Source organism: Aquabacterium sp. (assembly GCF_034003525.1).
Taxonomy (GTDB): Bacteria; Pseudomonadota; Gammaproteobacteria; order Burkholderiales; family Burkholderiaceae_C; genus Aquabacterium.
In genome coordinates this window covers 1-26,206 of the sequence record NZ_JAVEYN010000033.1, presented here as the reverse complement: position 1 = coordinate 26,206, position 26,206 = coordinate 1, and the positions used below count along the sequence as shown (strand labels likewise).

The 26,206-nt window shown below is 67.4% G+C and carries 24 protein-coding genes; 14 read left to right on the top strand and 10 right to left on the bottom strand.

Annotated elements, in window-relative coordinates:
* On the top strand, window positions 1–733 hold a 733-nt coding region (locus tag RBT42_RS14865; protein WP_320366500.1), incomplete at its 5' end, for an EAL domain-containing protein.
* Window positions 734–758: 25 nt separating this feature from the next.
* Here the strand turns inward: RBT42_RS14865 and RBT42_RS14860 are convergent.
* A complete protein-coding gene (locus RBT42_RS14860) occupies window positions 759–1,628 on the bottom strand; it encodes an ion transporter (protein ID WP_320366498.1) in 870 nt (289 codons plus the stop codon).
* Window positions 1,629–1,806: 178 nt separating this feature from the next.
* Between RBT42_RS14860 and RBT42_RS14855 the strand changes: the two genes are divergently transcribed.
* On the top strand, window positions 1,807–2,823 hold the full coding sequence (locus RBT42_RS14855) for a homocysteine S-methyltransferase family protein (RefSeq protein ID WP_320366502.1): 1,017 nt from the start codon (window positions 1,807–1,809) through the stop codon (window positions 2,821–2,823).
* Window positions 2,824–2,882: 59 nt separating this feature from the next.
* Here the strand turns inward: RBT42_RS14855 and ybeY are convergent, their stop codons facing one another.
* Together ybeY and RBT42_RS14845 are read right to left on the bottom strand one after the other, a co-directional pair.
* The gene (gene ybeY / locus RBT42_RS14850) at window positions 2,883–3,326 is read right to left on the bottom strand and encodes an rRNA maturation RNase YbeY (protein WP_320366496.1); all 444 of its coding nucleotides are present in this window, start codon (window positions 3,324–3,326) and stop codon (window positions 2,883–2,885) included.
* Window positions 3,323–4,423: a PhoH family protein gene (locus tag RBT42_RS14845; protein WP_320366493.1), complete on the bottom strand. Its 1,101-nt coding sequence runs from the start codon at window positions 4,421–4,423 to the stop codon at window positions 3,323–3,325. Before RBT42_RS14845 ends, ybeY begins: the two co-directional genes overlap by 4 nt.
* 130 nt (window positions 4,424–4,553) lie before the next feature.
* On the opposite strand from RBT42_RS14845, the gene RBT42_RS14840 reads away from it, so the two are divergent.
* The 4 genes from RBT42_RS14840 to RBT42_RS14825 all read left to right on the top strand — a co-directional run bounded on the left by RBT42_RS14840 (window position 4,554) and on the right by RBT42_RS14825 (window position 8,871).
* Window positions 4,554–6,653 (top strand): ATP-binding protein, encoded by a 2,100-nt coding sequence (locus RBT42_RS14840; protein WP_320366492.1) that lies wholly within the window; start codon window positions 4,554–4,556, stop codon window positions 6,651–6,653.
* A gap of 38 nt (window positions 6,654–6,691) precedes the next feature.
* Window positions 6,692–7,354 (top strand): response regulator transcription factor, encoded by a 663-nt coding sequence (locus RBT42_RS14835; RefSeq protein ID WP_320366490.1) that lies wholly within the window; start codon window positions 6,692–6,694, stop codon window positions 7,352–7,354.
* 9 nt (window positions 7,355–7,363) lie between these two features.
* Window positions 7,364–7,939: a Holliday junction branch migration protein RuvA gene (gene ruvA / locus RBT42_RS14830; protein ID WP_320366488.1), complete on the top strand. Its 576-nt coding sequence runs from the start codon at window positions 7,364–7,366 to the stop codon at window positions 7,937–7,939.
* A gap of 95 nt (window positions 7,940–8,034) precedes the next feature.
* Window positions 8,035–8,871: a M14 family zinc carboxypeptidase gene (locus RBT42_RS14825; protein WP_320366486.1), complete on the top strand. Its 837-nt coding sequence runs from the start codon at window positions 8,035–8,037 to the stop codon at window positions 8,869–8,871.
* A 43-nt stretch (window positions 8,872–8,914) separates the two neighbouring features.
* Here the strand turns inward: RBT42_RS14825 and RBT42_RS14820 are convergent, their stop codons facing one another.
* Window positions 8,915–10,675 (bottom strand): ATP-binding protein, encoded by a 1,761-nt coding sequence (locus RBT42_RS14820; RefSeq protein WP_320366484.1) that lies wholly within the window; start codon window positions 10,673–10,675, stop codon window positions 8,915–8,917.
* A gap of 203 nt (window positions 10,676–10,878) precedes the next feature.
* On the opposite strand from RBT42_RS14820, the gene RBT42_RS14815 reads away from it, so the two are divergent.
* From RBT42_RS14815 to RBT42_RS14800, 4 genes are all read left to right on the top strand, one after another.
* The gene (locus RBT42_RS14815) at window positions 10,879–11,370 is read left to right on the top strand and encodes a glutathione peroxidase (protein WP_320366482.1); all 492 of its coding nucleotides are present in this window, start codon (window positions 10,879–10,881) and stop codon (window positions 11,368–11,370) included.
* Window positions 11,371–11,496: 126 nt separating this feature from the next.
* Window positions 11,497–11,913, top strand: coding sequence for an Hsp20/alpha crystallin family protein (locus RBT42_RS14810; protein ID WP_320366481.1), 417 nt, complete (start codon window positions 11,497–11,499; stop codon window positions 11,911–11,913).
* A 92-nt stretch (window positions 11,914–12,005) separates the two neighbouring features.
* The gene (gene mgtA / locus RBT42_RS14805) at window positions 12,006–14,639 is read left to right on the top strand and encodes a magnesium-translocating P-type ATPase (RefSeq protein ID WP_320366480.1); all 2,634 of its coding nucleotides are present in this window, start codon (window positions 12,006–12,008) and stop codon (window positions 14,637–14,639) included.
* Between the two features lie 115 nt (window positions 14,640–14,754).
* Entirely contained in the window at window positions 14,755–14,931 is a 177-nt protein-coding gene (locus RBT42_RS14800) for a hypothetical protein (RefSeq protein ID WP_320366478.1), read from the top strand.
* A gap of 46 nt (window positions 14,932–14,977) precedes the next feature.
* Here RBT42_RS14800 and fghA read toward each other — a convergent pair whose 3' ends face one another.
* Together fghA and RBT42_RS14790 are read right to left on the bottom strand one after the other, a co-directional pair.
* On the bottom strand, window positions 14,978–15,838 hold the full coding sequence (gene fghA / locus RBT42_RS14795; RefSeq protein ID WP_320366476.1) for an S-formylglutathione hydrolase: 861 nt from the start codon (window positions 15,836–15,838) through the stop codon (window positions 14,978–14,980).
* A 14-nt stretch (window positions 15,839–15,852) separates the two neighbouring features.
* On the bottom strand, window positions 15,853–16,971 hold the full coding sequence (locus RBT42_RS14790; RefSeq protein ID WP_320366474.1) for an S-(hydroxymethyl)glutathione dehydrogenase/class III alcohol dehydrogenase: 1,119 nt from the start codon (window positions 16,969–16,971) through the stop codon (window positions 15,853–15,855).
* Window positions 16,972–17,097: 126 nt separating this feature from the next.
* On the opposite strand from RBT42_RS14790, the gene RBT42_RS14785 reads away from it, so the two are divergent.
* Window positions 17,098–18,297, top strand: a complete 1,200-nt coding sequence (locus RBT42_RS14785) for an amino acid aminotransferase (protein WP_320366472.1) — start codon at window positions 17,098–17,100, stop codon at window positions 18,295–18,297.
* A 72-nt stretch (window positions 18,298–18,369) separates the two neighbouring features.
* Here RBT42_RS14785 and RBT42_RS14780 read toward each other — a convergent pair whose 3' ends face one another.
* From RBT42_RS14780 to otnI, 4 genes are all read right to left on the bottom strand, one after another.
* On the bottom strand, window positions 18,370–19,923 hold the full coding sequence (locus RBT42_RS14780) for a methyl-accepting chemotaxis protein (RefSeq protein WP_320366470.1): 1,554 nt from the start codon (window positions 19,921–19,923) through the stop codon (window positions 18,370–18,372).
* Window positions 19,924–20,069: 146 nt separating this feature from the next.
* Window positions 20,070–20,633 (bottom strand): YaeQ family protein, encoded by a 564-nt coding sequence (locus RBT42_RS14775; RefSeq protein ID WP_320366467.1) that lies wholly within the window; start codon window positions 20,631–20,633, stop codon window positions 20,070–20,072.
* Between the two features lie 42 nt (window positions 20,634–20,675).
* Window positions 20,676–21,545 carry an alpha/beta hydrolase gene (locus tag RBT42_RS14770; RefSeq protein ID WP_320366465.1) on the bottom strand — a complete coding sequence of 290 codons (870 nt, stop codon included), beginning with the start codon at window positions 21,543–21,545 and terminating at the stop codon, window positions 20,676–20,678.
* A 33-nt stretch (window positions 21,546–21,578) separates the two neighbouring features.
* Complete coding sequence (gene otnI / locus RBT42_RS14765) at window positions 21,579–22,391, bottom strand: 2-oxo-tetronate isomerase (RefSeq protein WP_320366463.1); 813 nt, start codon at window positions 22,389–22,391, stop codon at window positions 21,579–21,581.
* Window positions 22,392–22,472: 81 nt separating this feature from the next.
* On the opposite strand from otnI, the gene RBT42_RS14760 reads away from it, so the two are divergent.
* From RBT42_RS14760 to RBT42_RS14750, 3 genes are all read left to right on the top strand, one after another.
* Window positions 22,473–23,996, top strand: coding sequence for an MFS transporter (locus RBT42_RS14760; protein WP_320366461.1), 1,524 nt, complete (start codon window positions 22,473–22,475; stop codon window positions 23,994–23,996).
* Between the two features lie 41 nt (window positions 23,997–24,037).
* Complete coding sequence (locus RBT42_RS14755) at window positions 24,038–24,979, top strand: M48 family metallopeptidase (protein ID WP_413785907.1); 942 nt, start codon at window positions 24,038–24,040, stop codon at window positions 24,977–24,979.
* A gap of 338 nt (window positions 24,980–25,317) precedes the next feature.
* A complete protein-coding gene (locus RBT42_RS14750; RefSeq protein ID WP_320366457.1) occupies window positions 25,318–26,106 on the top strand; it encodes a hypothetical protein in 789 nt (262 codons plus the stop codon).
* The last annotated feature ends 100 nt before the right edge of the window (window positions 26,107–26,206 follow it).

Below are 26,206 nucleotides of genomic sequence, written 5' to 3'. Positions count from 1 at the left end.
AGAACGCTTTGGCCTGATCGGGGAGCTGGGCCTGTGGGTGCTGGAGGCGGCCTGCCGCCAGGTGCGCCTGTGGCACGAGGCCGGGGTGGATGTGCCCGTGGGGGTGAACCTGTCCGCCCACCAACTGCGCCAACCCGATCTGGGGCAGCGCGTGCGTGAGGCCCTGCTGCGTCACCGCGTGCCGCCGGCCATGCTGATCCTGGAGATCACCGAATCGGTGGCCATGGACGACATCGAGGCCTCGATGCGTGTGTTCGACTTGCTCGACGACATCGGCGTGCAGCTGTCGATCGACGACTTCGGCACGGGCTACTCCAGTCTGAGCTACCTGCGCCGCCTGCCTGCCCGCCAGCTCAAGATCGACCGGAGCTTCATTGGCGACCTGGAGGTCAGCCGAGACGCCCAGGCCATCGTCGAGGCCGTGGTGCGCCTGGCCCATGCCCTGGGCCTGAAGGTGGTGGGCGAGGGGGTCGAGACCCCGGCGCAGGCGGCTATCCTCACCCGCCTGCAGTGCGACGAGTTGCAGGGCTATCTGTTTGCCCGACCCATGCCAGCCCAGGACCTGCTGCCGTGGCTGGGGCAACGTGGGGCCGTGCCCCTGGCGCACGTGGTGCGGGGGGCGGCGCCGGTGGCGCAGGACGCGCCGATCGACCGTGGCGTGGCCGATGACGCGGCGCTCACCAACTGGTCGGATTTGGGGATGGAGCCCCTGCTGCGCGCCGTCAAGCGCTAGCTGTGCACCGACGCGCTCACCGACCTCATCGGCCCAGCAGATCGGCCCCGCACCGCCAGCAGTAGCGCCCTTGCGGGTGCTGGTCGATGGCATCGCAGCGCGGACAGCTCAGGTCCGAGAACTGGCTGGGCGTCGGGTTCAACGGCGCACCGATGGCGGCCTGGCGGCGCTTGGCCGTGAGTTCGGCGGTGACGATGCCCGTGGGCACGGCCAACACGCTCCAGCCCATCAGCATCACGAACGAGGAAATCAGGCGGCCGATGTCGGTCTTGGGCGTGAGGTCGCCAAAGCCCACGGTCGTCATCGTCGTGATGGCCCAGTACATCGCGGTGGGGATGCTGGTGAAACCGTGTGCGGGCCCTTCGAACACGTACATGGCGGTGGCCATCAGCAGCGAGATCATCAGTACGAAGGACATGAAGACCATGATCTTGCGCCGGCTCGCCAGCAGCGCCATGCCCAGGATGGTGTACTCCGAGACAAAGCCGGTGAGCTTGAACACGCGGAACACCCGCATCAGACGCAGGATGCGCACGTCCAGGAAGAACAGGGCGCCCGGCTCGATCAGCGCCAGGTAGGACGGCAGGATGGACAGCAGGTCGATGATGCCGAAAAAGCTCAGCGCGTACTTGCGCGGCCGCTCGGTGCAGGCCAGGCGCAGCACGTACTCGACCGTGAAGACGAGGGTGAAACCCCACTCCAGCACGTGCAGCAGCGGCCCGTGGGCCTGGGCGATGCTGGCCACGCTGTCGAGGATGACGGCCAGCACGCTGATCAGGATGGTCCAGATCAGGATCCGGTCGAAGCGCCGGCCGGCGGGCGTGTCCGACTCGTAAATGACGGTGTAGAGCGTGCGCCGCCAGCCTTGGGCGGGCTTGTCCAGATCGGTGTGCATCCTCGCTTTATAAGCTTTCCGCAGGGGGATGCACATGGGGCGGGCGCAACACGCAGGCAAACTCTAAAATGGGCGCATGAACGCCTCTGCTTCCCCTGCTGCCCGCACTGACGCCGCCCCTGTTTTGCCTCCGGTCGAGCGTCGGCCCTACACCCGTGCGGCCCAGTTGCCCCAGATCATGCGCGAGCGCATCGTCGTGCTCGACGGCGCCATGGGCACCATGATCCAGCGCTACAAGCTGACGGAAGCCGACTACCGGGGCACCCGCTTTGCCGACCACCCCAAGGACCTCAAGGGCAACAACGAGCTGCTGCAGCTGACCAAGCCCGAGGTGATCCGCGAGATCCACGAGCAGTACCTGGCCGCCGGCGCCGACCTGATCGAGACCAACACCTTCGGTGCCACCACCGTGGCCCAGGACGACTACGAGCTGCCCGAGCTGGCCTACGAGATGAACCTCGCCGCCGCCAAGCTGGCGCGCGAATGCTGTGACAAGTACAGCACGCCCGACAAGCCCCGCTTCGTGGCCGGCGCCATTGGTCCGACCCCCAAGACGGCCAGCATCAGCCCGGACGTGAACGACGCCGGTGCCCGCAACGTCGATTTCGATACGCTGCGCCAGGCCTATTACGAGCAGGCCAAGGCCCTGATGGAAGGCGGCTGCGACGTGTTCCTGGTCGAAACGATTTTCGACACGCTCAATGCCAAGGCCGCCATCTTCGCGCTCGACGAGCTGTTCGAGGACACCGGCGAGCGCCTGCCCATCATCATCTCGGGCACCGTGACCGACGCCTCGGGTCGCATCCTGTCGGGTCAGACCGTGAGCGCCTTCTGGCACTCGGTGCGCCATGCTCACCCGATTGCCATCGGCCTGAACTGCGCGCTGGGCGCCACGCTGATGCGCCCCTACATCGAAGAGCTGGCCAAGATCGCCGGGGACACCTACATCAGCTGCTACCCCAACGCCGGCCTGCCCAACCCGATGAGCGACACCGGCTTCGACGAAACGCCCGAGATCACGGGCGGCCTGGTCGAAGAGTTCGCCAAGGCGGGCTTTTTGAACATTGCCGGGGGCTGCTGCGGCACCACGCCCGATCACATTGCCGAGATCGCCAAGCGCGTGGGCGCTTGGAAGCCGCGCTGCCTGCACGAGGGTGGCACCACGGGCTTTCTCAGCGGCTTGAAAGCCGCCTGAGCGTCGGCGAACGGCGGTCTGCCCTCGGGTTGTGGCCTTCTGGGGGAGGCGCCGCCCGCTCAGTTCGTCGCGTAAGGATCGTCAAAGCCCAGCGCGGCCATGATCTCGCGCTCGCGCTGCTCCATGGCCTGGGCTTCGTCGTCTTCCAGGTGATCCCAGCCCTGCGCGTGCAGGGCACCGTGCACCAGCATGTGGGCGTAGTGCGCCACCAGATCCTTGTTCTGCTCCTGCGCTTCGCGCTCGACCACGGGCGCGCACAGGATCAGGTCGGCCATGACCACCGGCTCCTGGGTGTAGTCGAAGGTCAGCACATTGGTGGCGTAGTCCTTCTGGCGGTAGTCGCGGTTGAGGGCCTGACCCTCTTCCGCGTCCACGATGCGCACGGTCAGTTCGGCGTCGCTTTCCAGCGCGGCTTTCAGCCAGCGGGCCACCTTGTGGCGCGGCAGTTGGTCGCGGTGGCGCTTGTCAGCGAATTGCAGGCTCAGGCTCAGGGTCGGTTTCATTGGGTGGGCAGGTCGGCGTCGGGGCCATCATCGGCCGCGGGGTGATCGGTGTCGCGCAGGCGCTCCGTGGGGCGGCCGGGACGGTTGCCGCGCGGGGCCTCGGGCTCGTTGGCCTGGGCGGCATCGTAAGCCTCGACGATGCGCTGCACCAGCGGGTGGCGCACCACGTCGGCCGAGGTGAAGCGGGTGAAGGCCACGCCCTTGACGCGCTTGAGGATGCGTTCGGCCTCGATCAGACCGCTGCGTGCGCCACGCGGCAGGTCGATCTGGCTGATGTCGCCGGTCACCACCGCGCGCGAGCCAAAGCCGATGCGGGTGAGGAACATCTTCATCTGCTCGGGCGTGGTGTTCTGCGCTTCGTCGAGGATGATGAAGGCGTGGTTCAGGGTGCGGCCGCGCATGAAGGCCAGCGGGGCGATCTCGATCAGGCCCTTTTCAAAGGCCTTGGTGACGCGGTCAAAACCCATCAGGTCATACAGCGCGTCGTACAGCGGGCGCAGGTAGGGGTCGACCTTTTGCGTGAGGTCGCCGGGCAGGAAGCCCAGGCGTTCGCCGGCTTCCACCGCCGGACGCGTCAGGATGATGCGCTGCACGCTGCTGCGCTCGAGCGCATCCACCGCGCAGGCCACGGCCAGGAAGGTCTTGCCGGTGCCGGCCGGGCCGATGCCGAAGGTCAGGTCGTTGCTCAGCACCTGGCGCAGGTAGGTGACCTGGTTGGGCGTGCGGCCCTGCAGGTCGGCGCGGCGCGTGTGCAGGGTAGGGCCGTCCGGGGCTTCGTCGGGCAGGGGCGGGGCCTCGTCGCTGCTGCGGCCGCGCTTGGGTTGCAGTGCGCGCTGCTTGGCCGCCAACACGGAGGTGATGGCGAGCTGCACCATCTCGGCACTGATGGGCCGCGCGCTTTGCGCATACAGCGATTCGAGCAGCTCCACGACCTGCTGGGGCACGCCGCGCGCGCCCTCGATGCGGAAGTGTTCGCCGCGCCGGCTCAGCGTCACATTGAAGGCCGCTTCGATGGTGCGCAGATGTTCATCCAACGAACCGCACAGATGTGCAAGTCGGGAATTATCCGGGGGTGAAAAGCTGTGGCGCAGTTGCATGGAGGCCTGTATTGAGCGAAAGCAGGCAAATTGTCGCTTGCCGTGCGCGTCAATGCACGACATCTCTTGCGAAAATCAATCGAACTTTGTCGTGCACGGATCGCGTGCCGGAGCAGGAGTCGTTTTGAGCATGTCGTATCGCGGGTGGCAATCGTGGGCCCGCCGTTTCCGTCAGGAGTGGAGCACCGCCGAGGAGGGGGGCAGCGAGCCCGCGCCCGATCGCAGCGGCGGCGTCTCGCGGCGGCTGTTCTGGATGGCCTTGTTCATGGGGCTGCTGCTGGCCGGGTCGGTGGGCTGGGGCCTGCTGCTGCTCAACCGCGAGGCGGTGCGCCTGAGCCATCCCGGTGCCGGCAACCCGGCGGGCGCGGGCGTTGTGACGCTCGGCCAGGCCTGGGTGGTGGCCAGCGACACGCCGCGCTTTCCCGAGGGCGCGGGCGGACGGACGCTGTCCCTGCCCGACGAATGGGCCATCAATCACCCGGGTTACCAGGGCGGCATCTGGTATCGCTTTCAGCTTGATGCGCCCATCCGTGACGTGGGTGGCGATGGCCTGCGCGCCATCTACATCGAGCGGGCCTGCTCCAACGTCGAGGTGCGCCTCAATGGCGAGGTCCTCTACCGGGGCGGTCGCATGAGCGAGCCCTATGCCCGCCATTGCTATCGCTCCCACGTGGTCACCCTGCCCGTGGGTCTGCTGAAGGCGCAGGGCAATGTGCTCGACCTCAAGGTGGTGGGCTATCCGCTCGAGCAGGTGGCGGCCCGCCAGCGTGCCGGGGGGCTCGCCTCGGTGCGCCTCGGCGCGCTCGCCGACATCCGAGAGCTGCACGCAGAGCAGGAGTTCTGGACCTCGACGCTGGGCGGCGTGTTGGGCGGCGTCCTGGCCGTGATGGGCCTGTTCGCGCTGGGTCTGGCCTGGATCCGTCGCCTCGATTACCTGGCCTACTTCGGCCTCTTGACCACCGGCTGGGCCCTGGCCACGGCACGCTTTTGGCTGACCGAGCTGGATGCGCCCAATGCCACGGTCGAGGTGTTGATCGCCATGATGTTTGCCCCGCTGGTGGGCTGTTCGGTGCAGTTCGTGCTCTGCTATGCCGGGGCGCGCCTGCAGCCCATGATCAGCGCCGTGTGGATGTGGCGGGTGCGTGCCTGGCTGTGGGTGCAGTGCGCGCTGGTGCCCCTGACCCTGGTGTGGCTGGGCTTTGATCGCATCTTCGAGGGCGTGGGGCTCTGGTATCCCGTCTTTGCCATCGAGATCTGCGCGGGCATTGGCTACTTTCTGTGGGCGGCCGGCAAGAAGCGTCGCCCCGAGTTCTGGTTGATGTCGGTGATCATGGGCGTGGTCGTGGCCGTGCTGGGCATCGAGTTGTCCTACCAGGCGGGCTGGATCAAGCTCTGGGGCGTGCACGTCACCCACTTCGTGATGCCGCTGCTGTACGCCGCGGTGGCCATCCGCCTGATGCAGGTGTATGCCAAGGCTCTGCAGGCGGCGCAAGGCGCCAAGGCCAAGCTGGAGCAGCGCGTCAAGGAGGTCACGGCCGAGATGGAGCGCAACTTCAACCAAATCGCCGAGCTGCGTGCCGAGCAGGTGGCCGAGAAGGAGCGCAAGCGCATCGCCTCCGACCTGCACGACGACCTGGGCGCCAAGCTGCTCACCATCGTTCACACCAGCAACAACGACCGCATCTCGACCCTGGCGCGCGAGGCGCTCGAAGAGATGCGCCTGTCGGTGCGCGGCCTGACCGGGCGGCCCATGGTGCTGTCTGACGCGCTGGCCGACTGGCGCGCCGAGGTGGTTGCACGCCTGGGGCAGGCGGGCATCGAGTGCGAGTGGCGCAACCCCCATGACATCATCGAAGAGCCCCTGTCTTCGCGCACCTATGTGCAGACCACGCGCATCTTGCGCGAGGCGGTCAGCAACGTCATCAAGCACAGTGGGGCCTCGCACGTCGTCGTGTCGGCCGAGGTGCACCTGGACCTGCACGACTTCGTGCTGGTCATCCAGGACAACGGCAAGGGCATTGCGCTGGAGCTCGACGACCGCACCGACCGCGGTCACGGCATGACCAGCATGAAGCACCGCGCCAAACAGCTCAGTGGACAGTGTCTGGTGGAGTCCGGCCCCGGTTTCGGGACCCTGATCCGCCTGACCCTGCCCCTTGAAGTCGCCACCATGCAGCAGCCGGGGCAGGCCCTGACGCCGCACATGGTCGATCACGTGCGCAGCCATTGAGCGCGCCCGTTCCATCCGTAGAGAGAGGTCACACCACCATGAAGCAAATTCTGCTCCTCGAAGATCTGCCCGAGATCCGCGCCTGGCTCAAGGCCCTGGCCTTGCAGGTGTTCCCGGATGCCCAGATCAGCGAGGCATCTCGCATCCACGACGCGCTGGAGTTGGTCAACGCCGTGCGCTTCGATGTGGCCCTGCTGGACCTGGGCCTGCCCGATGGCTCGGGCGTGGAGGTGGTGCAGGCGCTGCGCGAGAAGCAGCCCGAAGCCCAGTCGGTGGTGGTGACCATCCACGAAGACGACGATCACCTCTTCCCCGCGCTGCAAGCTGGGGCGTTTGGCTACCTGCTCAAGGAGCAGTCGCGCGAGCAGCTCTCCGAGCAGCTGCAGCGCATCAGCCAGGGCGAGCCGCCGCTGTCGCCGTCCATCGCCCGCCGCGTGATCCAGTACTTCACCGCCCAGGCCCGCCAGCAACCCATGCGCGAGCCCGACAACGTGACGCCGCACGTGCAGCTGACCGACCGCGAAAACGAGGTGCTGCTGCGCGTGGCCAAGGGCTTCACGCTGCCCGAAATCGGCGTGCAGCTCAATCTGTCGCGTCACACCATTGCCGACTATGTCAAGCAGATCTACCGCAAGCTCAATGTGTCGTCGCGGGCCGAAGCGGCGCTGGAAGCGCAGCGTCTGGGCCTGTTCCGCCGCTAAACTGCTGCGATGATCTCTCGACTGACCGGGGTGCTGTCTGAAAAAGCACCCCCCTTTGTGCTGGTGGACGTCAACGGCGTCGGCTACGAAGTGCAGGTGCCCATGAGCACCTTCTACAACCTGCCCGAACTCGGTGCCAAGGTCACGCTGCTGACCCAGTTCATCGTGCGCGAAGACGCGCAGCTGCTCTATGGCTTTCTCACGCCCACCGAGCGGGCGTCGTTTCGCGAGCTGATCAAGATCAGTGGCGTGGGGCCGCGCATCGCGCTGGCGCTGCTCTCGGGCCTGAACACCGACGAGCTGGCCCAGGCCGTGTCGGCGCAGGACGCCAGCCGCCTGGTCAAGGTGCCGGGCATTGGCAAGAAGACCGCCGAGCGCCTGCTGCTCGAGCTCAAGGGCAAGATGGCGCCGGTGCTGGCCACCCCCGACTGGAGCGCGGTCAGCGACGCGCAGACCGATATCCTCCAGGCCTTGGTCGCCCTGGGCTACTCCGACAAGGAGGCCCAGCTGGCCCTCAAGGCGCTGCCGCCCGATGTGTCGGTCAGCGACGGTATCAAGCAGGCCTTGAAGGCCCTGGCGCGCTGAACGCCACGCATGGCGTGGGCGGCGTGATGCCGGTATCATCGGCCATCATGCTTGCTTTTCGTTCATTTGCTGGGCTGTTGGGCCTCAGTGCGCTGATGTCGGCCGCCGTCGCGGCTCCCGCCCCCGCATCCGGTCCCGCGCGTGAGGCGGTGCGCCTTGGCGCGCCAATCCAGTCTCACGCACGCTTTTGCGAGCTCATGGTGCGCAAGCTGCCCAATGTGACGCCAGCTCTGTGCGATTTGGCGCAACTGCAGCCCGGCCCCGCCCGTTCGGTGCAGGGCCACAACCTGCTGACCCGCGACGTGGTGGCCCCGAACGCCGCCCTGCGCGTGCTGGTGGTGGGGGGCGTGCATGGCGATGAGCTGTCCTCGACCTCGCTGGTGCTGCACTGGATTGGCGCCGCGCAGGACGCGCCCGCCAACATCCACTGGCGCTTCGTGCCGCTGATGAACCCCGACGGTATGCTCAAGGCCCGCCCCACACGCACCAATGCCAATGGGGTGGACCTGAACCGCAACTTCCCCACGCCGAAGTGGGACAAGGAAGCGCCGCGCTACTGGCAGCACCGCACCAGCAAGGACCCGCGCCGTTTTCCCGGGCACCAGCCCTTGTCCGAGCCGGAAACCCGCTGGCTGCACGACGAGATGGAGCGCTGGCAACCTCACCTGATCGTGGCCGTGCATGCCCCCTATGGTGTGCTCGACTACGACGGCCCGGTGGTGGCGCCCAAGAAGCTGGGCAGCCTGGTGCTGGACCAGGTGGGCATCTTTCCGGGCAGCCTGGGCAACTATGGCGGCGTGCACAAGAAGGTGCCGGTCGTCACCATCGAGTTGCCCAGCGCCCTGCGCACCCCGCAGGAAGCCGAGATGCGCAAGATGTGGCAGGACCTGCTGCGCTGGACGAATCTGCGGCTGCGCCCACCGACCAGCTGACCCCCAACTCCGGCGGCAGCAAGTCGGCTTCAGGTCTCAGGTCTCAGGTCTGGGGTGGGGCCGCCTGCGTGCTGGGCAGCGTCGCCAGGATGGAGAGCAGACGCTGGATCTGCAATGGCTTGACCAGGTAGTGGTTGAAGCCGGTCTGCAGCGCGCGGGCGATGTGCTCGGGCAGGGCGTCGGCACTCAGCGCAATCAAAGGCAACTGCTTGAGCGTGGGGTTGGCGCGCACGCGTCGGCACAGGTCCAGGCCGCTGCCATCGGGCAGGTTGATGTCGACCAGGGCCACGTCGGGATGCAGGCGCTCGATGCTGGCCTGGCCCTCGGCGGCGGTTTCGGCTGAATGCAGGCGCACCTGCGGGTAGGCCGCAAACAGGGCCTCGACCAGGCTGCGGTTGAGCGCGTTGTCTTCGATGTGGACCACGCGCAGCGGCGGCAGCATCACGGCGGGCTCCGGGTGCGAGGTGCCCGGTGTGTGCGTGGCGGCGGCGCTTTCGGCCATGGGCAGGCGCAAGGTGAAGACGCTGCCGCGACCGAGGGTGCTGGTCACGTCGATGCGGCCGTGCATCAGTTCGGCCAGGCGCTGCGAGACGGCCAGCCCCAGGCCATTGCCGTGGCTGCGCCCGTTGACGGTGTCGAGCTGGACAAAGGGCTGGAAGATGCGTTCCTGATCGCCGGGCTCGATGCCGAAGCCCTGGTCGCGCACCTCGATGAGGGCCACGCGCTCGTTGGGCGCCGGGCGCGACTGCAGCCAGACCGAGGCACCACTGGGGCTGAACTTGATGGCATTGCGCACCAGGTTGAGCAAGATGGCGCGGGTGTGCTGCGGGTCGGCCCACAGGGTCAGGGCCGGACCGTCGATCAGCACATTGATGTCGTGCGCCAGGGCCTCGCCCTCGAGCTCGTTGCGGATGTCGCGCAGCAGTACCGACAGCTCGATGCGCTGCGGACGCAGGTTCAGCGGACGGCTCTCGAGTCGGGCGTACTCCAGGGCCTGGTCGAGCATACCCAGCAGCTGCTGGCCGGCGGTGTGGATGTGACCGACCTGGCGGCGCTGGGTCTCGGGCAGCAGGCCGTCCACGCTCATGTCGAGCAGCTGGGTGAAGCCCAGGATGGCGTTGAGCGAGGAGCGCATGCTGTGGCTCATGCGCGAGAGGAACTCGGCCTTGTTGGCCAGGGCCACTTCGGCTTCGAGGCGGCGGGCGTGTTCGGTCTCGGCGCGGCGCCGGTCAGAGAGGTCGCTGAGCACCTCGATGTGGTGGCTGACCTGGCCTTCGGCCCCGACCACGCGCTGCACCGAGCGCGCCACCCAGAAGGGCTCGCCGTCCTTGCGGTGATGCCAGACCTCCAGACGCTCGATGCTGTCGCCCTGGGCCAGGGCCTGGTTGATGTGGGTGATGGTGGCCGAGTCGGTGTGGGGGCCGCTGAGCAGCTCTTCGGGCTGCTGGCCGTGGCACTCGGTGAGGGTGAAGCCGGTCAGGCGCGTGAAGGCCGGGTTCACCCAGGTGATGCAGCGCTGCATGTCGCAGATCAGGATGGCGTCGCTGACGCGGTCGGCGATCAGGGCGAGCTCCTGGTTGGTGCTCTGCGCGCGCTGCAGCGCGGCTTGCAGCTGGCGGACCAGCTGGGCCTGTTGCGCCAGGGTGTCGTCGCGCACATGCAGCTCGTCGAGCAGGCGCGGGGCCTCGTCGCTGAGCTGCTCGGAGATGCCGGCCGGCAAGGGGCGGCGTCCGGCTGCGGTGCGTCGAGAGGACGTTTCCGTGTCCGTCGAGAGATCGGAGGGACGGGTGTCGGCGTCGTGCATGAGGGGCTCCTCGGTCTGCCTGTGTGTGTGGGGTGGCCGATTCGTGTGCCGGCGTCACCATCTGTGTGGCAGTCTAGGCGTTTCGGACAGCCGTGACCACATGGGTCCTCCCTGAGGGGGACGGTGAATCCCCTGTGCCCCAGTCGGATTTCGACTTTCTGTGAACCTGACATCTCTTGTCAAAAATGGATGGATGACGACACATGAGTACGGTCTACGATTTCGAGGCGCAAACCATCACCGGCCAGACGGTCAAGCTCGACCAGTACCGGGGCCAGGTGCTGCTGATCGTCAACACGGCCAGCAAGTGCGGCTTCACGCCGCAGTTCGAGGGCCTGGAGAAGCTGTGGCAGAGCCACGGCCCGAAGGGCTTGGCTGTGCTGGGCTTTCCATGCAACCAGTTCGGCGGGCAGGACCCTGGCGCCAACGAGGACATCGCCTCGTTCTGCCAGCTCAACTACGGCGTGAGCTTCCCGATGATGGCCAAGGTCGATGTCAATGGCCCGCAGGCCCACCCGCTGTACCAGTGGTTGGTCAAAGAGGCGCCCGGCATCCTGGGCACCAAATCCATCAAGTGGAATTTCACCAAGTTCCTGATCGGGCGCGATGGCCAGGTTCTGGGCCGTTATGCCCCGACCGATGCGCCCAAATCCCTCATTGACGACATCGAGAAGGCGCTGGCCGCCTCCGCCTGAGTGAGGGGTTGATCCGGGTCAGACCCTCGGCACAAAGAGGGCTTGCTCTGGGACGAGGTCCTCTTGAAAATGGGCGCGACCCCACACATCTGGGGCTCGTCACACCCACTTCGACAGGAGGACACCATGAGCAAACTGACCCGTTACACCAACCCGGTTGACGAACTGTTTCGCGGTTTTTTTGTCAAGCCGATGGACCTGCCGTCTGACCTGGCACCCCAGCAGATCAAGATGGACGTCAAGGAGCAGGACAAGTCTTACGAGGTGCACGCCGAGATCCCCGGCGTGAAGAAGGAAGACATCCAGGTAGAGATCGACGGCAATCAGGTGTCGATCAGTGCCGAGGTGCGGCAGGAGAAGGAAGTCAAGGAAGGCGAGCGCGTGCTGCGTTCGGAGCGTTACTTTGGCCAGGTGTCGCGCAGCTTCCAGCTGGCCCACGACATCGACGAAGCGGCGGCCTCGGCCACCTTCAAGGACGGCGTGCTGGAGCTGACCTTGCCCAAGAAGACTGTGGCGGGCGGCAAGCGCCTGGCGATCAGCTGAGCGCATCGTCGTGAGACGCCCCCTCGGAGGGTGAGTTGTAGGCGGGCGCGCCGGACTTGGTGCGGCCGCCCCCCTGTGTCATGCTGGCGCTCATGAGCACACCGCATGAGACGCAGGAGGCCGCACGCCAGGCGCTGGATGCCTTGGCTGCGCAGTCGCTCGAAGACGGCCTGCGTGCGCTCGCCAGTTCGCCGCTGGGCCTGAGCGACGCCGAGGCGGCCGAGCGCTTGGCACGCCTCGGGCCCAATGAGGTGCTCGCGGCCCCGGGCGCGGGAGCCTGGCGCCAGTTTCTGCAGCGGCTGCTCAACCCGCTCAACTTTTTGTTGCTGGCGCTGGCGCTGGTGTCGGTGTTCACCGGCAATGTGCAGTCGGCCGTCATCATCGCGCTGATGGTACTGCTGAGCATCACGCTGGGCTGGGTACAGGAGCATCGCTCCGGTCGAGCCGCGCAGGCCTTGCGCGCGATGGTGCACACGACCGCCTCGGTGTGGCGGCGCAGCGGTGCAGGCGTGCCGCCCCAGGCCGGCACGCAGGAGCTGCCGATGGCGCAGCTGGTGCCCGGTGACGTGGTGCACCTGTCGGCGGGCGATCTGGTGCCGGCCGATGTGCGCCTGCTGTCGGCCCGCGACTTTTTCGTCAACGAGTCGGCCCTGACGGGCGAGTCCCTGCCGGTGGAAAAGTACCCGCTGGTCGAGGCCCCAGGCACCGACACGCTGGCCTTGCGCAACATCGCCTTCATGGGCACGCATGTGGCCAGCGGTACGGCCACGGCGGTGGTGGTGCACACCGGCGCGCGGGCCGTGTTCGGCGGCATCGCCCAGTCGATGACGGACGCCGAGGCGCCCAGCAGTTTTGCGCTGGGCCTCAACCGCTTCACGTGGCTGATGCTGCGCTTCATGGCAGTGATGGTGCCCCTGGTGTTCCTGATCAACGGGCTGACCAAGGGTGACTGGCTGGAGGCGCTGCTGTTTGCCAGCGCGGTGGCCGTGGGCCTGACCCCCGAGATGCTGCCCATGCTGGTGACGATGAACCTGGCCAAAGGCGCGCTGGCGCTCTCGCGCAAGCAGGTGATCGTCAAGCGCCTGGACGCGATCCAGAACTTCGGGGCGATGGACGTGTTGTGCACCGACAAGACCGGCACGCTCACCCAGGACCGCATCATCCTGGAGCGGTATGTGGGCCTGGACGGCGAGCCCAGCGACCGGGTGCTGGACTTTGCCTACCTCAACAGCTATTACCAGTCGGGCCTGAAGAACCAGCTCGACGTGGCCGTGCTCCAGTACGCCGAGGTGCATGCCAAGCTGCACGAGGAGGGGCTGTACCAGAAGATCGACGAGATCCCGTTTGACTTCCAGCGCCGACGCATGTCGGTGGTGGTGCAGCGCGGCGAGGAGCGCCTGCTGATCTGCAAGGGCGCGGTGGAAGAGGTGTTCAGCGTGTGCCGCGAGGGCGACTTCGGTGGGCAGCGCGTGCAACTGGACGACAGCCACCTGCCGGCGATCCAGGCCGCGGCGCGGGCCTTGAACGAAGACGGCTTTCGGGTGATCGCCATCGCCTATCGGCCGCTCACGGCTGAAACGCACACGATGTCGGTGGCCGACGAGTCCGACCTGATCCTGCTGGGCTATGTGGCCTTTCTGGACCCGCCCAAGGAGTCGGCGCAACCGGCACTGGCGGCGCTGCGGCGCCATGGCGTGGTCGTCAAGATCCTGACCGGTGACAACGAGGTGGTGACGCGCAAGGTGTGCCAGCAGGTGGGCTTGAGCGTCGAGCGGGTGATGCTGGGCCATGAGGTCGAGCCGCTGTCCGACCGGGAACTGCAGGAGGCCGTGCACGGCACGCAGGTGTTTGCCAAGCTCTCGCCCACGCAGAAGGCGCGTGTGATCACGGCGCTGCGGGCCCACGGCCATGTGGTGGGCTACATGGGTGACGGCATCAATGACGGGCCCGCGCTGAAGGCGGCCGACGTCGGCATCTCGGTGGACACGGCGGTGGACATTGCCAAGGAGTCGGCCGACCTGATCTTGCTGGAAAAGAGCCTGATGGTGCTGGACGCCGGGGTGCGCGAGGGGCGGCGGGTGTTCGCCAACCTGCTCAAGTACATCCGCATGGGAGCGAGTTCCAACTTCGGTAACATGTTCAGCGTGCTGGGGGCGAGCGCCTGGCTGCCGTTTCTGCCGATGGCACCCATCCAGGTGCTCACCAACAACCTGCTGTACGACCTGTCGCAGTCGGCCATCCCGACCGATCGTGTGGACCCCGAGGAGCTGCGCCAGCCCCGGCGCTGGGAGATGGGCCAGATCGCGCGCTTCATGTTCTGGATGGGGCCGCTCAGCTCGGTATTCGACTATGTGGTCTTTGCGGTGATGTTCTACGGCTTCAGCGCGCAGACGCCGGCACAGGCGGCGCTGTTTCACACCGGCTGGTTTGTCGAGTCGCTGTTGTCGCAGGCGCTGGTGATCCACGTCTTGCGCACGGCGCGCGTGCCAGGGGTGCAAAGCCGCGCCAGCTGGCCCTTGACGGCCACGACCCTGGGGGTGTGCGCGGTGGGCGTGATGCTGCCGTATTCGCCACTGGCCGGGGCGCTGGGGTTGGTGGCACTGCCCTGGTCGTACTGGCCCATCGTGCTCACCGTGCTGCTGGCCTACCTGAGCCTGGCGCATGGGCTGATGCGCCGCATCTGGCGCCCGGCGCACGGGGTGGTCAAGCGGGTGGCGCTGTCCTGAAGAAGGCCAATCGGGGCCTCATCGGGTGCCGATCAGGTGCCAGTCAGGGGCAGATCAGGTTGGTGATTCGGCGCAAGTGGGATATCGTGTGCGGATTCACCATTGAAAGTGCCGCGTGCCACCTAAACCCAACTATTCGTTCGAAAAACGTCAGCGCGAGCTGGAAAAGAAGAAAAAGAAGGCCGAAAAGGCCCAACGCAAGGCCGAGGGCGGGCAAGTCAGCCCGCAGCCCGACGACGACCAGCCCGAAGCGCAGGCGCCCGAGCCCTCGGACGCCGCTCCGGCGGCCTGAGGCCTCGGCAGGGCGCGCGGGCCAGCTGGGTCCGGCCCGTTCTGCTTCAGCCGATCAGACCCTGCGCGTGATGCGCCAGGTGGTCGGCCACAAAACTCTGGATGAAGTAGTAGCCGTGGTCGTAGCCCTCGTGGCGGCGTACCGCCACCGGCTGGCCCACCTGCGCGCACGCCTCTTCAAAGGCCTGCGGGTGCAGTTGGGTGGGCAGGAATTTGTCGGCCAGGCCCTGGTCGATCAGGATGCCTTGCGGGTAGGGCGCTGAGGTGGCCCGGCTCATCAGCGCGGTGGCATCGTGCTCGGCCCACGCATCGCGGTCGTCCCCCAGGTAGCCACTGAAGGCCTTTTCGCCCCAGGGGCAACGGGTGGGGTGCGCAATGGGCGCAAAGGCCGACACCGTGCGGTACTGACCCGGATGGCGCAAGGCCAGGGTCAGGGCGCCGTGCCCGCCCATCGAATGGCCGAAGATGCCGGCGCGGCTCAGGTCCACCGGCAGGTGCTTGCCCACCAGGGTGTGCAGCTCCTCGGTGATGTAGGTCTCCATCTGCCATGCCGCGGACCAGGGGCGCTGGGTGGCGTCCAGATAGAAGCCGGCGCCCACGCCAAAGTCCCAGCTGTCCGACTGCCCCGGCACCTCGGTGCCCCGCGGGCTGGTGTCGGGTGTGACGATGGCCAAGCCCAGTCGCGCCGCATGCTGCTGCGCGCCAGCCTTGATCGCAAAGGTTTCTTCCGTGCAGGTCAGGCCAGCCAGGTAGAACAGCACGGGCACCTTGGCCCCACCTTGCAGCGCCTGCGGCGGCAGGAACACGCCAAACTGCATCGGCAGGCCGATGGCGCCCGAGGCGTGGCGGTAAAAGCGTTGCACCCCGCCAAAGCAGGCGTGCTCGGACAGCAGTTCCAGCGTGCTCATGCCTGGCCTCCCGATCAGTACACGACGATGGAGCGGATCGACTCGCCGCGCTTCATCAAGTCAAAGCCTTCGTTGATCTGCTCCAGCTTGAGCTTGTGCGTGATCAGCTCGTCGATCTTGAGCTTGCCGTCCATGTACCAGTCCACGATCTTGGGCACGTCGGTGCGGCCGCGCGCGCCACCGAAGGCCGAGCCTTCCCACTTGCGGCCGGTCACCAGCTGGAAGGGGCGGGTGGAGATTTCGGCCCCGGCCTCGGCCACGCCGATGATGATGGAGCGGCCCCAGCCCTTGTGCGTGCACTCCAGGGCCTGGCGCATCGTGGTGGTGTTGCCGATGCACTCGAAGCTGTAGTCGGCGCCGCCATCGGTCAGCTGCACGATGGCATCGACGATGTTGCCGCCGGCGGCCGCGATGTCCTTCGGGTTCAGGAAGTGGGTCATGCCAAACGCCCGGCCCATGGCCTCGCGCTCGGGGTTCAGGTCCACGCCGATGATCTTGTCGGCGCCCACCATCTTGGCGCCCTGGATCACGTTCAGGCCGATGCCGCCCAGGCCGAACACGACGACGTTGGCGCCGGCTTCCACCTTGGCCGTGAACAGGACGGCACCCACGCCGGTGGTCACGCCGCAGCCGATGTAGCAGATGGTCTCGAAGGGGGCGTCTTCACGCACCTTGGCCAGCGCGATCTCGGGCACCACGATGTAGTTCGAGAAGGTGGACGTGCCCATGTAATGCAGGATGGGCTGGCCGTTGAGCGAGAAGCGCGAGCTGCCATCGGGCATCAGGCCCTTGCCCTGCGTGCTGCGGATCTTCTGGCACAGGTTGGTCTTGCGGCTCAGGCAGAACTTGCATTCGCGGCATTCCGGCGTGTAGAGCGGGATGACATGGTCGTTCTTGCGCAGCGACTTCACGCCCGGGCCCACGTCCACCACCACGCCGGCGCCTTCATGGCCCAGGATGGCGGGGAACAGGCCTTCCGGGTCGGCGCCCGAGAGGGTGTAGTAGTCGGTGTGGCAGATGCCGGTGGCCTTGATTTCGACCAGCACCTCGCCTTCGCGCGGGCCTTCGAGGTCGAGCGTTTCAATGGTCAGCGGAGCGCCTGCTTTCCAGGCCACGGCGGCACGTGTCTTCATGGTGTGTTCCTTGGTGGGGTCGTGTTCTTGGGATGGCGCTCACTATCCCACAACCCGGGAAACCTGGCACGTTTTCGGGTTGTCCGGGCAGCCGATAATTGAGGGCATCCCATAGGAGACCCACCCATGTTCCGTCACGTTGACGCCTACCCTGGCGACCCCATCCTCACCCTCAACGAGGACTTCCAGAAAGACCCGCGTCAGGGCAAGATCAACCTCAGCATCGGCATCTACTTCGACGAGGAAGGCCGCCTGCCGGTGATGAACGCCGTGCGCGCCGCCGAGACCGAGCTGCTGAGCCACATCGGCCCCAAGCCCTACCTGCCGATGACCGGCAACCCCGCCTACCGCCAGGCCGTGCAGGAGCTGCTGTTCGGCGCCCAGCATGAGGCCGTGACCAGCGGCTGCATCGCCACCATCCAGACCCTGGGTGGCTCGGGCGGCCTGAAAGTGGGTGCGGACTTTCTGAAGCGCTACTTCCCTGGCTCGCAGGTGTGGGTGAGCGATCCGACTTGGGACAACCACAAGGCCATCTTTGAAGGTGCGGGCTTCCAGGTCAACACCTACCCCTACTACGACCCCGCCACCAAGGGCCTGAAGTTCGACGCCATGCTGGCCGCCATCGAGGCGCTGCCGGCGCAAAGCATCGTGCTGCTGCACGCCTGTTGCCACAACCCCACTGGCGTGGACCTGAACACCGCGCAGTGGACCCAGTTGATCGAAGTCATCCAAGCTCGCCAGCTGCTGCCCTACCTGGACATTGCCTACCAGGGCTTTGGCGACGGCATCGACGAGGACGCGTTCGCGCTGCGCGCGCTGGCGGACGCGGGCGTGAGCTTCTTCGTGGCCAACTCCTTCTCCAAGAGCTTCTCGCTGTACGGCGAGCGTGTGGGCGGCTTGAGCGTGGTCTGCCCGGACAAGGCCCAGGCCAATCTGGTGATCGGCCAGCTGATGTCGGCCGTGCGCCGCAACTACTCCAGCCCGCCCACCCACGGCAGCGTGCTGGTGGCCACCGTGCTGCAGACGCCCGCCCTGCGGCAGCAGTGGGCCAATGAGCTGACGGCCATGCGCGAACGCATCAAGATCATGCGCCAGCGCCTGTACGACGGCGTGGTGGCGAAGCTGCCGGGCCGCGATGTGCGCTACTTCATCGACCAGCGCGGCATGTTCAGCTACACCGGCGTGAGCCCCGAGCAGGCCGAAGCCCTGCGCACCGAGCATGGCGTGTACGTGCTGCGCTCGGGCCGCATGTGTGCGGCCGGCTTGAACGCCAACAACGTCGACCGCGTGGCCGAGGCTTTTGCGGCCGTGCTGGCCAAGGGCTGAGCCCGCCGGGAAAAGCAAGGGGCCGCGTGAGCGGCCCCGGTGCGGAGGCGGGCCCGCGCTGCGGGCTGTCCGTCAAGCGCGGAGCTTGAACCAGCTCACGGCTTCGGTCAGGCGCGCGGTTTGCTCCTGCAGGCTGGCTGCTGCCGCCGCCGATTCCTCGACCAGCGCGGCGTTCTGCTGCGTCATCGCATCCAGGTGAGACACGGCCTCGTTGACCAGGCCGATGTCGCGGGCCTGCTCCGAGGCGCCATCGGCGATGCGGGCAATGGTCTGATCGACCTGCTCGACGCTGGCCAGGATGGCCTGCATGGCGGTGCCCGCCTCTTGCACCAGACGTGAGCCGGACTCGACCCGCTCGGTGGACGCAGCGATCAGGCTCTTGATCTCGCGCGCGGCCTCGGCGCTGCGCCCGGCCAGGGTGCGCACCTCGCTGGCCACCACGGCAAAGCCACGGCCTTGCTCGCCGGCACGGGCGGCTTCCACCGCAGCGTTCAGCGCCAGGATGTTGGTCTGGAAGGCGATGCCGTCGATCACCCCGATGATGTCGCCGATCTTGCGCGAGCTGGTCTGGATGTCATCCATGGTGCTCACCACCTGGCTGACCACCTCGTGACCGCGCACCGCGTTGTCGCGCGCCGAGGACGCCATCTGGTTGGCCGCGCGTGAGGCTTCGGTGTTTTCTTGCACCGCGTGGTGCAGCATGCCCACCGAGGAGTGGGTTTCTTGCAGGCGTGCGGCGGTCTGTTCGGTGCGTTGGCTCAGGTCCTGGCTGCCGGTAGCGACTTCCTGGCTGGCGGTCGCCATGTTGTCCACGCTGCCGCGCACCTGGCCCACGGTGCGGTTCAGGCCGTCGGCCATGGCCTGCAGCGCGGCCATCACCTCGCCAATTTCGTCCTTCACTCGCCACTGGATCGACTGGCTGATGTCACCCTGGGCAATGGCGTTGGTGAGGTCGCGTGCGCGACTCAGGCGGGTGGTGATGGACACGCTCATGCTGTGCATGACGAACCAGAGCAAGGCGGCGCCGGCCAGGGAGATGGGCAGGTAGAGCAGGGCGCGCCGGGCGTAGAGGGTCTGCAGGTCTTCCAGGTACACGCCCGAGCCGATCACCCAGCCCCACGGAGCGAAGGGGGCGAGATAGGTTTCCTTGATGGCCGGCTGGCCGGTGCTGGGGCGCTTCCAGCTGTAGTGATGCACGCCGCCACCGGGCTGGGAGCCGACCCCCACCAGGTCGTTGAACAGGGGTTTGCCGTCGGCATCTTTCACGGGGGCCATGTCCTGGCCGTCCAGCTTGGGCTGGTCGGCGTGCATGACCATGCGCACATCCTGGCTCAGCACGAAGAGGTAGCCGTCTTCGCCATTGCGCAGCTGTCGCAGGACGTTGGCCGCCTGCGTGCGCGCCTGTTCGGGGTGCAGGTGCTGCTGCTCCACCTCTTTTTGCAGCCAGGTCAAGACGGCGATGGCGCTGTTGACCTGGTCACGCATGCCCTGTCGGCGGTCGTCCAGGCTGAGCTGGTACTGGTTGTAGAGCAGGAAGCCGGTGATGCCGATCACCACCAGCACGGTGCCGATGGTGGTGGCGCGCAGCTTAGCCGCCAGCGAGGTGGTGTTGATCCAGGAAGCCATGGGGTCAGAAGCGGGGGGAGCGTGTCCCGAGTCTCTGCCATGAAAGCCGCTGCCGTCAAAGGCAGATACCCGCAGGCGTACGCCTGGACTGGGGCGGGGTGTGCAATGTCGCACGATCTTCCCCCGGGGCCTTCGACCCCGTCCGCTCAGGCGTCCCGGCCCATCAGCTTGAGGGGGGTGATTTCAACGCTGTCGTGCACCCCGTCGTTGATCCACAGCGTGCCGTCCTGCACGGTGACCTGCAACTGCATGCCGCGCTGCGCCAGTTCGGCCAGCGCCTGGCTCTGCTCGGTCGGAATCTGCCACACGGTCAGGTTCTGCGCGCGGGTGAGCTTGGTGGCAATGCCGCTCCACCAGATGGGTGTGCTGCTCTGGAAGGCGTAGAGGCTGACCTGCCGGGCGCGGCCGGCGGCCTTCATCAGGCGCTTGTCATCGGGCTGGCCCACTTCCACCCAGTGCAGGATCTCGTCGGAGTAGTTCTTCTGCCAGAGCGCGGGCTCGTCGGGCTCCCACATGTCCTTGGCCAGCTCGATCGTGCCTTCGGAGGTGTCGGCGGGCCAGCCCAGAGCCAGGGCCAGCACGCGGATCATCATGCGCTCGTCCGACTCGGAGGGATGGCGGGCGATGGTGATGTTGGTGTCGACATAGACGTTGCGGTCCATGTCGGCCAGGTTGAGCTGGGCTTTGTAGATCGTGGCTTTGATGGCCATGGCGGGAACCTGTCAGGAGCGGAAAAGACGCAAAGACCGCGATCATCCCGCAAAAACACGCGCCAGCCAGTCGCTCAGGGCCTGCAGCACCTGATCTTGTTCCACTTCGTTGAAGATTTCGTGGGCGAGGCCGGGCCAGGGGCGCGCGCTCACGCAGGCCTGGGGTGCGCCGGCGGCAAAGGCAGCCGAGCCGGCCGGGTCCACGCAGCGGTCGTCTTCGCCCCACATGATGAGGGTGGGGGTGCGCCAGGCAGCGGTGCGTTGGCGCACCACGGCGCCGGCATCGAGCAGGAAGTGGCTGAGGCGGCCGCTGATGCGGTCGTGCACCAGCGGGTCGGCGATGTAGGCGGCCACGGTGGCCGGGTTGTGGCACACCCACTCGGGTTGGAGGCCATTGCCCACGGCCAGATTGGGCGTGAGGCGCGCCACGGTGTGGAGCAGCACTTTCTGCACCGCGCTCAGCGGGATGGCCAGCGCGGGGGAGGACAGCACCAGCGCTTCCACCGGGCGGGACCAGGGGGCGGGCTCGGAGGGCTCGGTCTGGGCGGCCACGAAGCGCGCGGCCACCGCACCCCCCAGGCTGTGCCCGATCAGCAGCAGGCGCTGGCCGGGGTAGCCCACGCGCACCAGATCGATGGCGCTGGCCAGATCGTGCAACAGGTCGTCGTCCTGCTTGAGCACCCCGCGGGCGCCAGGGGATTGGCCGTGCCCGCGGTGGTCATAGCTGACCACGCTCCAGCCCTGGCGGTTGAGGTGGGCGGCGACATGGGCGTAGCGCCCCGCGTGTTCGCCCAGACCGTGCACGATCAGGGCCACCCCGCGGCCGCGCACGTCGGGCGGCAGCGGCCAGTGGTGCAGGCGCAGGTCCAGGCCGTCACGGGTGCGGACGGTGGTGGGGATGCGATGGGGCATGGATGGGCTTTCGTGAGCGCAGGGGAGGCGTAATCAAAGGGCCTGTCCGGTGGCGCGCAGGCGGCGCAACCAGGCCAGACCGGCCGAGGTGCTGGTGCGCGGGCGGTACTCGCAACCGATCCAGCCGGACCAGTTCAGGCGCTGCAGCTCGTCGAACACCCAGGACCAGGCCAGCTCGCCGTCGTCGGGTTCGCCCCGGTCGGGCACGGCGGCAATCTGCAGGTGGCCGACCTGACCGGTGGGCAGCCACTGGCGCAGACGATGGGTCACATCGCCTTCGACGATCTGGCAGTGGTACAGGTCCATCTGCACCTGCAGGTGCGGCGAACCGATGCGCTGCACCAGTGCGTGGGCGGCGGCCTGATGGGTGAGCAGGTAGCCGGGCATGTCGCGCGGGTTGATGGGCTCGATCACCAGGACGCGACCGTGAGCCTGCGCCTGCTCGACCGCCCAGCGCAGGTTCAGCTCGAAGCGCACCCAGGCGTCGGCGCGCTCTTCGGGCGTGCCCAAGGGCGGCAGGCCGGCCATGATGTGGATGCGAGGGCAGCCCAGCGCCACGGCGCGCACCAGGGCTTCGCGCACCACGCGCTGGAAGTCTGCCTGGCGCCCGGGCAGGCTGGCCAGGCCACGCTCGCCCTGGGCCCAGTCACCGGGCTCGGCGTTGAACAGCACCAGCTCCAGGTTCAGGTCGCTCAGGCGGGCCTGCACCTCGGCGATGGGTTGGTCGTGCAGCAACATGCACTCGACGCCGGTGAAGCCATCGCGGGCGGCGGCGGCAAAGCGGTCGAGGAAGGGCAGCTCGGCGTACAGCCAGGACAGGTTGGCGGCGAATTTCAGGGCAGACATGGCACCGAAGCGTAGCCGAGAACGCCCCGTGTCCGCAGGGCCGCGACACAGACGTTCACGGGGGTTTCCTACAATCGACGCATGTCCTCACCTTCCCCTGACCAGGCGCGCGTGCCTGTGACCCGCCGTCTGATGTTCTGGGTGGCCCTCCTGTACTTCTCGGAGGGGCTGCCGCTGGGCATTTTTTACGACCTGTTCCCGGTGCACATGCGCCAGGCGGGCGTGGGGCCGGCCGAGATCGGGCTGCTGAGCCTGCTGGGCCTGGCGTGGACGGTGAAGTTTTTGTGGGCGCCGCTGGTGGACGCCTGGCGCGGGCACCGCCTGTGGATTGCCGGAGCCAATGTGGGCATGGCGCTCGTGCTGGCCACGCTGGCGATGAGCCCGCAGGCGCTGGGGCAGGGCGCGACTTGGCCCTGGGTGCTGCTGGCGGCCTTCACCTTCTTGTCGGCGACCAATGACATCGCCACCGATGGCTACACGATCGAGTTGCTGTCCAAGGGGCAGTACGGCGTGGCCAATGGCCTGCGCATCGGCTTTTACCGGGTGGGCATGCTGGCCGCTGGGGCGCTGCTGGTGGTGGCGGGCTGGTCGGGCACGCCAGGGCAGCCCAACTGGGCGGCGGCCTACGGCATGGGCGCGATGCTGATGCTGCTCAACGCCATGGTGATCCTGACGGCGCCACCGCAACCGTCGCGCGCGGCCCGCGTCGAGGGAGCCTCGTCGCGCGAATGGGCGGCGGTGCGGGCGCAACCGCTGTGGCTGGTGGCGCTGGGCCTCTTGCTGGCCGGCTTGCTGTGGCCGGTGCTGGGCCCGGTGGGCAAGGCGCTCGACTGGGCCTGGGTGCTGGCCATCAGTGGCACCTGGTGGTTCAAGGGCGCGGTGCCCGTGGGCCTGATGTTTGTCGGCGCCATCCTGATGGTGCGCGCGGCGCGGGGGCCGCAGGCGCATGTCATGTCCGAAGGCCCGGTGTTCGGTGCCTGGGTGGACCTGCTGGCCCGCCCCGGCATGCTCGCCGTGCTGGTCTTCATCCTCACCTTCAAGCTGGGGGACGCGGCCATGGGCTTCATGGTCAAGCCCTTCTGGGTGGATGCCGGTTTCACGCCCGCCCAGATCGGGCTGGTCAGCGTCAACGTGGGGCTGGGACTGTCGATCCTGGGGGGGCTGATCGGCGGGGCCTATGTGGACCGCGTGGGCATCTTCAAGGGCCTGTGGGTGCTGGGCCTGTGGCAGGCCTTGTCCAATCTGGGCTATGCGCTGGCAGCCTGGTACGTCCCACCCACCGAGCCTGGTATGCAAGTGAGTGTTCACTATCAAGCGGTGGTTTACGCGGCCAGCGGCCTGGAGAGCTTCACCGGTGGCCTGGGCACCGGGGCCTTCCTGGCCTTCTTGATGGGCATCACCAGCAAGGCCCGCGCCACCACCGAGTACGCCATCCTCTCGTCCATCTTCGCGTTCTCGCGGGCCGTGGCGGGCTGGGCGGGGGGCCTGGGCGTGGAGCAGATGGGCTACGCGTCCTTCTTTTTCCTCACCTTCTGGCTGTCTTTCCCGGCTTATTTGTTGCTGCCCGCGGTCCGGCGTATGCTCAGCCGCGACGAGACGCGTTAAGGTCTGTGTGTCCACCGCCTGCTTTTGATCCGATGCGTGCCATGAACCGTTCTGCCCTTGCCCTGCGTGAAACCTCCCGTCGCCTGCTGTCGCTGGGCGTGGTGTCGCTGGCGCTGGTCAGCCCCTGGGCGCTGGCCCGCGAAGGCGTGGACGTGAGCAAGCAGCATTCCGGCTTTGCCCGCCTGGTGCCCGCCGACCAGGTGGAGGCGGCCGCGCAGCAGCAATACACCCAAATGGCTGCGCAGGCCAAGGCACAGAACGCCCTGCTGCCCGACAATCACCCGCAGGTGGTGCGCCTGAAGGCGATCGCGCAGCGCATCATCCCGTACACGCTGGAATGGAACAGCCGCGCCCGTCAATGGCAGTGGCAGGTGATGGCGCTCAACTCGAAAGAGCTCAACGCCTTTTGCATGCCGGGCGGCAAGATCGCGTTCTACACCGGCATTCTGGAAAAGCTCAAGCTCACCGACGACGAAGCCGCGATGATCATGGGCCACGAAATGGCCCACGCCCTGCGCGAACACGCCCGTGAGCGCATGGGCAAGACCTCGGCCACGCAGATCGGCGCCAGCCTGATCTCCAGTCTGCTGGGCCTGGGCAGCACGGGCGACACCCTGCTCAACATGGGGGGGCAGCTGCTGACGCTCAAGTTCAGCCGCGCCAACGAGTCCGAGGCCGATCTGGTCGGCATGGAGCTCGCTGCCCGCGCCGGCTACGACCCGCGCGCGGGCATCAGCCTGTGGAAGAAGATGGCCGCCGCCTCCAACGGCGCGCCACCGCAATGGCTCTCTACCCACCCGGCCAGCGGCACCCGCATCCAGGAGATGGAAGCGGCCATGCCCCAGGTGATGCCGCTGTACGAGCGCGCCGCCAAGCCGCCGCGCCGCTACGACTTGCCCGCGCGCACCGGTTCGTACTACCTGAGCCAGGAGCCGCTGGCCTTCTGGGGCCTGGGCACCTCGCCCCTGCTGACGCGCCACTGACAAGCCGCTGAGCCGGCCCGCTGGCGCCCTGCGGAAGCCCCACGCCGGACAGCGCGGCGGGGCTTTGTTAACATTGCCCCATGCCTCATTGCCTGGCCCTTGATCCCTGCAGCCTGCTGCGCGACGCCCGTTCGGTGGCGTTCGCGGGTGCGTGCCTGCCTTGTGGGACGGGGCTGTTTGCGGATGGGCACTGGCGACACAAGCCGGTTGCACATTCCCCGGCCCGGCGATAACCCCCCACTTTTTTGCGCACACCATCATCGCCGGGCCCCTGCTCAGCGCGATCGCGACCCCCGGCTCCCTGTGGATGCCTGAGGCCGCCTTGATGGAGATGCGTCATGTCGACGAAGCCCGCCACGCTGCCCGCCCCGAACCCCGCTGCGGCGATGGAGTTCACCAAGCGCTTTTTGCGCGCCAAGAATCCCTGCGCCAACGGCTTTCGCTGGTTCGTGCGCCACATTGAAGACGGCACCAGCTACCAGGAGGCCCTGGACACCCTGGTGCAGGCCGGCCGCGTGGGCGATGCCTGCTGGCTGCTCGACCAGTTCGGCCCCACCGATGCCGTGCTGACGGTGGACGCCCTCGAGGCCGAGGCCATCGTGTTCTCGGGCACGCTGGAGGTGCGTGGCCACATCGAGGTGAACACCGTGCTGCGGGCCGGTCGCATGATCCGCGCCGGCGGCGGCATCCGTGCGGGCGAAGAGATCGTGGCCGGTGAAGGCATCCGGGTGGGCGGCGGCATCCGCTGCGAGGGGCGCCTGAGTTCGGGCGGCGACGTGCGGGCCGACTGGGGCATCGAGGTGCAACAGGCCCTGACGTGCGCCGACGACCTGCGCGCTGGCTGGGACCTGATCTGCGGTGACAAACTGGAGGTCGGCGGCCACATCGTGGTGGGGCAGGAGCTGATCGCGCAAGGCGCCGTGCAGTGCGGCAAGAGCGTGCGCGTGGGCGGGCGCCTGGAGGGCGCCGACAGCCTGCGCGCCGGCCAAGGTATCTGGACGGGCGACGACATCGCATGCGGCATGCACCTGGAGGCTGGCTGGGGTGTGAAGTCGGGCGGGGCGATCCAGGCACAGGGCGCCGTCAAGGCCGGTGAGAGCCGTATGCGTCCGGTGAAGTCATCTTGAGATCAAACGCGTGACCCGCAACGATAGTGTCCACCAAGGAGATTAGTGGACACTATGCAAAGCACGCCAACGAAGCGCACGCGTCGATATCACCCGCCGG

Bases quoted from the DNA above. Each gene is read 5' to 3' on its own strand.
- RBT42_RS14825 (WP_320366486.1), top strand. From the start codon at position 8,035: ATGTCGGCCGCCGTCGCGGCTCCCGCCCCCGCATCCGGTCCCGCGCGT.
- RBT42_RS14840 (WP_320366492.1), top strand. From the start codon at position 4,554: ATGTCGTATCGCGGGTGGCAATCGTGGGCCCGCCGTTTCCGTCAGGAG.
- RBT42_RS14835 (WP_320366490.1), top strand. From the start codon at position 6,692: ATGAAGCAAATTCTGCTCCTCGAAGATCTGCCCGAGATCCGCGCCTGG.
- otnI (WP_320366463.1), bottom strand. From the start codon at position 22,391: ATGTCTGCCCTGAAATTCGCCGCCAACCTGTCCTGGCTGTACGCCGAG.
- RBT42_RS14780 (WP_320366470.1), bottom strand. From the start codon at position 19,923: ATGGCTTCCTGGATCAACACCACCTCGCTGGCGGCTAAGCTGCGCGCC.
- mgtA (WP_320366480.1), top strand. From the start codon at position 12,006: ATGAGCACACCGCATGAGACGCAGGAGGCCGCACGCCAGGCGCTGGAT.
- RBT42_RS14790 (WP_320366474.1), bottom strand. From the start codon at position 16,971: ATGAAGACACGTGCCGCCGTGGCCTGGAAAGCAGGCGCTCCGCTGACC.
- RBT42_RS14810 (WP_320366481.1), top strand. From the start codon at position 11,497: ATGAGCAAACTGACCCGTTACACCAACCCGGTTGACGAACTGTTTCGC.
- RBT42_RS14860 (WP_320366498.1), bottom strand. From the start codon at position 1,628: ATGCACACCGATCTGGACAAGCCCGCCCAAGGCTGGCGGCGCACGCTC.
- RBT42_RS14755 (WP_413785907.1), top strand. From the start codon at position 24,038: ATGAACCGTTCTGCCCTTGCCCTGCGTGAAACCTCCCGTCGCCTGCTG.
- RBT42_RS14770 (WP_320366465.1), bottom strand. From the start codon at position 21,545: ATGCCCCATCGCATCCCCACCACCGTCCGCACCCGTGACGGCCTGGAC.
- ruvA (WP_320366488.1), top strand. From the start codon at position 7,364: ATGATCTCTCGACTGACCGGGGTGCTGTCTGAAAAAGCACCCCCCTTT.
- RBT42_RS14760 (WP_320366461.1), top strand. From the start codon at position 22,473: ATGTCCTCACCTTCCCCTGACCAGGCGCGCGTGCCTGTGACCCGCCGT.
- RBT42_RS14820 (WP_320366484.1), bottom strand. From the start codon at position 10,675: ATGCACGACGCCGACACCCGTCCCTCCGATCTCTCGACGGACACGGAA.
- ybeY (WP_320366496.1), bottom strand. From the start codon at position 3,326: ATGAAACCGACCCTGAGCCTGAGCCTGCAATTCGCTGACAAGCGCCAC.
- RBT42_RS14815 (WP_320366482.1), top strand. From the start codon at position 10,879: ATGAGTACGGTCTACGATTTCGAGGCGCAAACCATCACCGGCCAGACG.
- fghA (WP_320366476.1), bottom strand. From the start codon at position 15,838: ATGAGCACGCTGGAACTGCTGTCCGAGCACGCCTGCTTTGGCGGGGTG.
- RBT42_RS14775 (WP_320366467.1), bottom strand. From the start codon at position 20,633: ATGGCCATCAAAGCCACGATCTACAAAGCCCAGCTCAACCTGGCCGAC.
- RBT42_RS14785 (WP_320366472.1), top strand. From the start codon at position 17,098: ATGTTCCGTCACGTTGACGCCTACCCTGGCGACCCCATCCTCACCCTC.
- RBT42_RS14855 (WP_320366502.1), top strand. From the start codon at position 1,807: ATGCGCGAGCGCATCGTCGTGCTCGACGGCGCCATGGGCACCATGATC.
- RBT42_RS14845 (WP_320366493.1), bottom strand. From the start codon at position 4,423: ATGCAACTGCGCCACAGCTTTTCACCCCCGGATAATTCCCGACTTGCA.
- RBT42_RS14750 (WP_320366457.1), top strand. From the start codon at position 25,318: ATGTCGACGAAGCCCGCCACGCTGCCCGCCCCGAACCCCGCTGCGGCG.